General features: G+C 71.2%; 1 pseudogene. It reads left to right on the forward strand.

The features are described from left to right. Nucleotides 1-224 (forward strand): annotated as a pseudogene (locus A3764_RS18790) (rhomboid family intramembrane serine protease); the annotation flags it as partial. Between the last annotated feature and the right edge of the window lie 165 nt (nt 225-389).

The following is a 389-nucleotide window of genomic DNA, read 5'->3' on the forward strand; positions in this document are numbered from 1 at the left end:
TCGGCATGCAGTTCATCGGCGGCGTGGGTGCTGACCCGAGCGTCGGGGGGGTCGCCTACTGGGCGCATGCGGGCGGGTTCCTGGTGGGCATCGCGCTCACCGTGCCGGTCTGGCTGAGCCTTGGCGGTCCGGCCTTCTGGAGCCGCACCCACGGGCATCCGCCCCACCCCGAAACGCGCTATCCCCTGAGCGGGAGCCGCATCCCCAAAGTCCGCCGCAGATGAGCGACGCGGGCGAGCGCCACCGGGCAAGCTGCCACTGCGGGGCCGTGGTGATCGAGGCGGAGTTTCCGCAAGGTATCACGGGGGCGAAACGCTGCACCTGCAGCTTTTGCCGCAGGCGGCAGGCGGGCAATGTCACCGCGCTGAGCAGCAGCGTGCGCGTCCTGC

This window comes from Sulfitobacter sp. HI0129 (genome assembly GCF_001635395.1).
Classification (GTDB): Bacteria; Pseudomonadota; Alphaproteobacteria; order Rhodobacterales; family Rhodobacteraceae; genus Sulfitobacter.